The 4,430-nt window shown below is 32.9% G+C and carries 3 protein-coding genes; all 3 read right to left on the reverse strand.

Annotated elements, in window-relative coordinates; all coding sequences use genetic code 11:
* Positions 1-210 precede the first annotated feature (210 nt).
* The 3 genes from F6K22_RS33305 to F6K22_RS33315 all read right to left on the reverse strand — a co-directional run bounded on the left by F6K22_RS33305 (position 211) and on the right by F6K22_RS33315 (position 4,100).
* Positions 211-1,833: a CocE/NonD family hydrolase gene (locus tag F6K22_RS33305; protein ID WP_293108215.1), complete on the reverse strand. Its 1,623-nt coding sequence runs from the start codon at positions 1,831-1,833 to the stop codon at positions 211-213.
* A gap of 898 nt (positions 1,834-2,731) precedes the next feature.
* Entirely contained in the window at positions 2,732-3,181 is a 450-nt protein-coding gene (locus tag F6K22_RS33310; RefSeq protein ID WP_293108217.1) for a cupin domain-containing protein, read from the reverse strand.
* Positions 3,182-3,977: 796 nt separating this feature from the next.
* Complete coding sequence (locus tag F6K22_RS33315; RefSeq protein WP_293108220.1) at positions 3,978-4,100, reverse strand: hypothetical protein; 123 nt, start codon at positions 4,098-4,100, stop codon at positions 3,978-3,980.
* Positions 4,101-4,430 lie beyond the last annotated feature (330 nt).

Here is a 4,430-nt window from a genome sequence, read left to right on the forward strand (position 1 = left end):
AATAATTAAATAATTTTGGTTTAAAGCCTCCCCTATCCAAGGGGAAAAAAGCGGTAGAGGGATGGCGAGGTCTCCTCGCTTGCCTCCAATCTACCAAGAGAAGAAATAATATTTCCTGATCTTCAATTGGTGTAACGGTTTTAACCTTCTTGTAATTATCAATTATCCATTATCAATTATCAATTAATGAACCAACCTACAATATTGCCTCTATTTTAACTTAGATAGAGAAATTATAGAAGGATTATTTTTTCCTGAACTAACAGTTATCGTAATAATTTTTGCGTCAATTAATCTGACTTCTCCTGGCGGTTTATCTATGCCGGGATTAATTAAATATGCAGGAAAACAAGCAGCACTTAAGCTTAATCTTAGAGCTTTACCTTTATCAATTTTCATGCAAGTTGGTTGTAAAGATATTTTCACTGGTAAATCATTATCAATAACCTTGATATAACCTTGAGTAAAATTGTAAACATTTCCATTTTTTGTCACTTCAGATAACACAGCAGAAAGGTCAAAACTACTTGTATCTGCCGTGCAATATACATCTACAAAAATATCTCCCGCTATGTGCAAATCTTCCGTTAAAAATTCAGAAGTATAAGTCAAAATATCAGTGCGACAATCTAATTCTGAACGTTCAAAAGAACCTGCTGGAAATGTGGCATGACCACCCAATGCTGGAACAGGTCGCCAAGGGTCATGTACGAATGTATCATCAACAGAATTATCAGGGCACTTTTCCGTGAGGCTACCCGAATCTTCTCTCATATTGGCAAGTCCTGTACTAGCCAAATAATAGAACTTATAATTATTATCAGGCCAGGAATTAAAATTACGCCATTCGTTACTTCCCATCTCAAATAAAGAAACTGGCGATCGCTCTAATATTTCTGTATTTATTCCTTTGAGAAATTTGTCGAACCATAATATTTGTAAATCATCTATGGGGTTAGAAGCTGATAAACCATAATTTACAGCTCCTACTTTTCTGCCCCAAGGAATATGAGACCACGGACCTACAATTAATTTTTGTAAGAATTTACTGCGACCTGCCATTTCTTTATATAAATGAATTGTACCCCGTAAATAGGTATCAAACCAACCACCGATATGTAACATTGGCAGGTCTACATTTTCCATATTTGGTGATAGGTTTTGCCAATATTCACATGGTTGATAATTTTCTATCCACTGATGGTAAAAAGAATCTTTTCCATACTCATTAATAACTTTTGGTAAACCAGGATTTGTAGTAGATAAAGGCAGATTTATAGAAGCTTGATAAAGTTCTTGATAAGATTTTTCATCTCCTTGTAAACGAGCAGTTTCTGTTGCTAGCTGAACTGCCCAAGCTAGGTTTGTTTGTAAACAAAAAGCTCCACCTTCATAAGCCCAATCTGTATATAAATCATAACCAATCATTGCCGGACAAATTGTTTTTAGAGCTGGAGGTTTAGCACTAGCAGCATATAGTTGAGTCATGCCTTGATAAGAAAATCCATACATTCCTATTTCGCCAGTGCTATCTGGTAAATTTGCTGCCCAATTAATAGTATCAATTCCATCTTCAATTTCATGGGCAAATAATTCAAATTCACCCTCAGATGTACCTCGACCCCGCACATCTTGAATAATCACAATATAACCATGAGCAGCGTACCATTTTGGATGAGCATAGACTACTGTTGAAGCGATCGCTCTGCCATAGGGTTGTCGCATTAATATTACTGGAAATTCGCCTTCTGCATCAGGGCGATAAATATCAGCATCTAAACGTACTCTATCTCTGGTTAATATGGAAGTAGTTTCTTTCGGTAAAATTTTCATTTTAATATTTGTAAGTAATACGAATTATCATGCATTAATGCTATAGCAATCATATTTCAGTTGTAATATTTTAGTGGTAATGAGGAGTCAGGAGTTAGAATATCAAAGAATTTTGATTGTTATTAATTGTTCTTAAATATCTCATAAATGATTCCTGATTACTATATAATATACTTAGGTTACCGAAAAATTAATAATTAAATAATTCGCGCCTTGAAGCCTCCCCTTGGATAGGGAAAAAAAAGAAATGATATTTCCCAATATTCAATTCCCGAGCGGTTAAAACCCGAAGTAATTATCAATTAATGAATCCCCTACTCCCCTATTCAAGATACGGGTTGAAAAGTTTTTGAGAAATTGTATAACTGAGAATAGGGGAAAAATCAAGTAAAGAAGGATAGGGAATAAAAAGCTTTTCAATAGCTAGTTCAATAATTAATAATTAACAATTAATAATTAATAATTACCTCTTCTTAAAACAGATAGGATTGGTTAAAAGGAAAATTTTTTATTCTCAAGGGGAGATTGGATATGGCGAATTTCGGAGAGGCTCTGCACTCTTCGGGAAACCTCACAATCCCATTCTACTCCAAACTCCGCTTTTCATGTCGGCGACAGGCGAAACGACCGCTTTTTCTCCCTGAAAGGAGAGGTTTTAAACCTTGGTTTTTCGGTAATTAAGTGGATATAGTAGAAAAATTTAATTGTAATATTTGCAGTAAGTAAGAGAAGAAAAAATCCAGATTTTTCAGTATTTTTTTAATTCTTGCTTCTGCCTTTTTTCTCAATAGACCTCTTGCAAAAGTTTTAATTAAATAAATTCAAGATCTAAAATTAACAATTTCATCTCCCTATTCCCTCCATACCTATTCCCTATTCCCTGACTTCTGCAAGAAGTCTAATATTTACCAAAATTTGAGCTTGTCAAAACTTGCATATCTTCTTCATCTAAATCTACTGGTGTTCCAGTGCGAATTAGTTCCGCAAAATCTTCATTTGGCACCATAATACACAAGGCATAAAGACGAGTTGAACCAGTATTTTCTATAATATGATTACCTGTTGGTGGCATGAGAATACTATCACCAGCACGAATATTAATAGATTTTCCATCACAGCTTGCTTTCCCTTCTCCTTTGAGAATAAAAAACATTTCTACAGCGAAATGATGTTGATGTAAAGGTGTTTTTCCTCCTACATCAAAAACTTCTAAACATACAGTTAAAGAAGCATTGGCATTAGCGGGGCTGAAAATAATTGCTAATTTATTATGATCATTAGGACTAATACGATATGCTTGGTAGTCTTGGGGAGACTTTACCACCGGAATCATGCAATGAGTAATCATTTTCTTATAAGTAATAGTGTTAATTTATTTAGGTAATTATTTATTATTGTTGCTATACTTTGAAGGTTTTAACTATTAGCTTTGGGTAGCACGTTCATTAATGGATAATGGATAATTGCGAACTTGATAATTACAAGAAGGTTAAAACCGCGAGGGAATTGAATATAAGGAATATTGTCTTTGTTTTCCCCTATCCAAGGGGAGGCTTCAAGGCGCGAATTATTTAATTATTAATTATTAATTATTAATTATTAATTATTAATTGTTGAACCTATAGCTTCTAAAATTGCAGGAGAATTTGTGACAAACCCAAAACACTGTTTCACATTATAAAGAGTAGCTTGCCAACAATATTCAGGGGAAGTAGTTGCACTACAGTCGGAAACTAAAATGCGGATTGCTATATTTGTGAAATAGTTATGGTATTACTTGGTAAATTCATTTATTAAATTTCCTAATAATATAGCAATTTCCATATTCGTGAGGTACGCGCATTCTTTGGTTTTAGGGAACAGGGAACAGGGAACGGGGGAAAGGGAATAGGGAGTAGGAAGTAGTAATTCTTGTTCCGTAGGAATAGATAAAGAAGAAAAACAACTGTACCTCACTAGTTTAAGAAACGCTATATAGAAAAATTATCTATTTTTATTTTCCTCGATTGTAGATTTTTAGTTATATAATTTAAGAATATTTTAATTTTTATTTTAAAATTTTTGCATGGTAGATTTAGATAATAGAAATTAGCCACATAAAAATATTGTTATTACTTCTAATTGCCAAGAGTAAATATCAAAATTTAGATTAGAGTATCCACCATAAACTCAGAATTTAAAAGTTTAATCATTCCTGTAATTAAGGCAAGAGAACTTGATAATTTTCTAAGATTAATGACAACTATTTTAACAAAGTCATAAGTCATAAGTCATAATTTGTTTTTGTAAGGTCAATAACTAATACTCCTATCCAAGCGATCGCTAAATTAGAATATAATTATCAGATTGTAGTTAGACACATATTTCTCACAAATTAATTTAAAAGCTGAATTCAGAGAGGATAAATGGGGATTTTTTGCGGTCGCAAAAATTTCGAGGATAGAGCAATTAAAAATTTACCCTTGATTTTCTCAAAACCGAAGTGAAGAAGGAATAATTTAATTAATTTTTGAATTCTATCATGAACAATCAGACTGAATGAAAGTTTCACTCAATCAACAAACAGTATTTTTAGCGCTCTTTGAAAAAATAAAACA

The organism is Okeania sp. SIO2F4 (assembly GCF_010672385.1).
GTDB lineage: Bacteria > Cyanobacteriota > Cyanobacteriia > Cyanobacteriales > Microcoleaceae > Trichodesmium.

Excerpts from the sequence above, each read along its gene's own strand:
- F6K22_RS33305 (WP_293108215.1), bottom strand. The coding sequence starts at position 1,833 with ATGAAAATTTTACCGAAAGAAACTACTTCCATATTAACCAGAGATAGA.
- F6K22_RS33310 (WP_293108217.1), bottom strand. The coding sequence starts at position 3,181 with ATGATTACTCATTGCATGATTCCGGTGGTAAAGTCTCCCCAAGACTAC.
- F6K22_RS33315 (WP_293108220.1), bottom strand. The coding sequence starts at position 4,100 with ATGACTTATGACTTTGTTAAAATAGTTGTCATTAATCTTAGAAAATTA.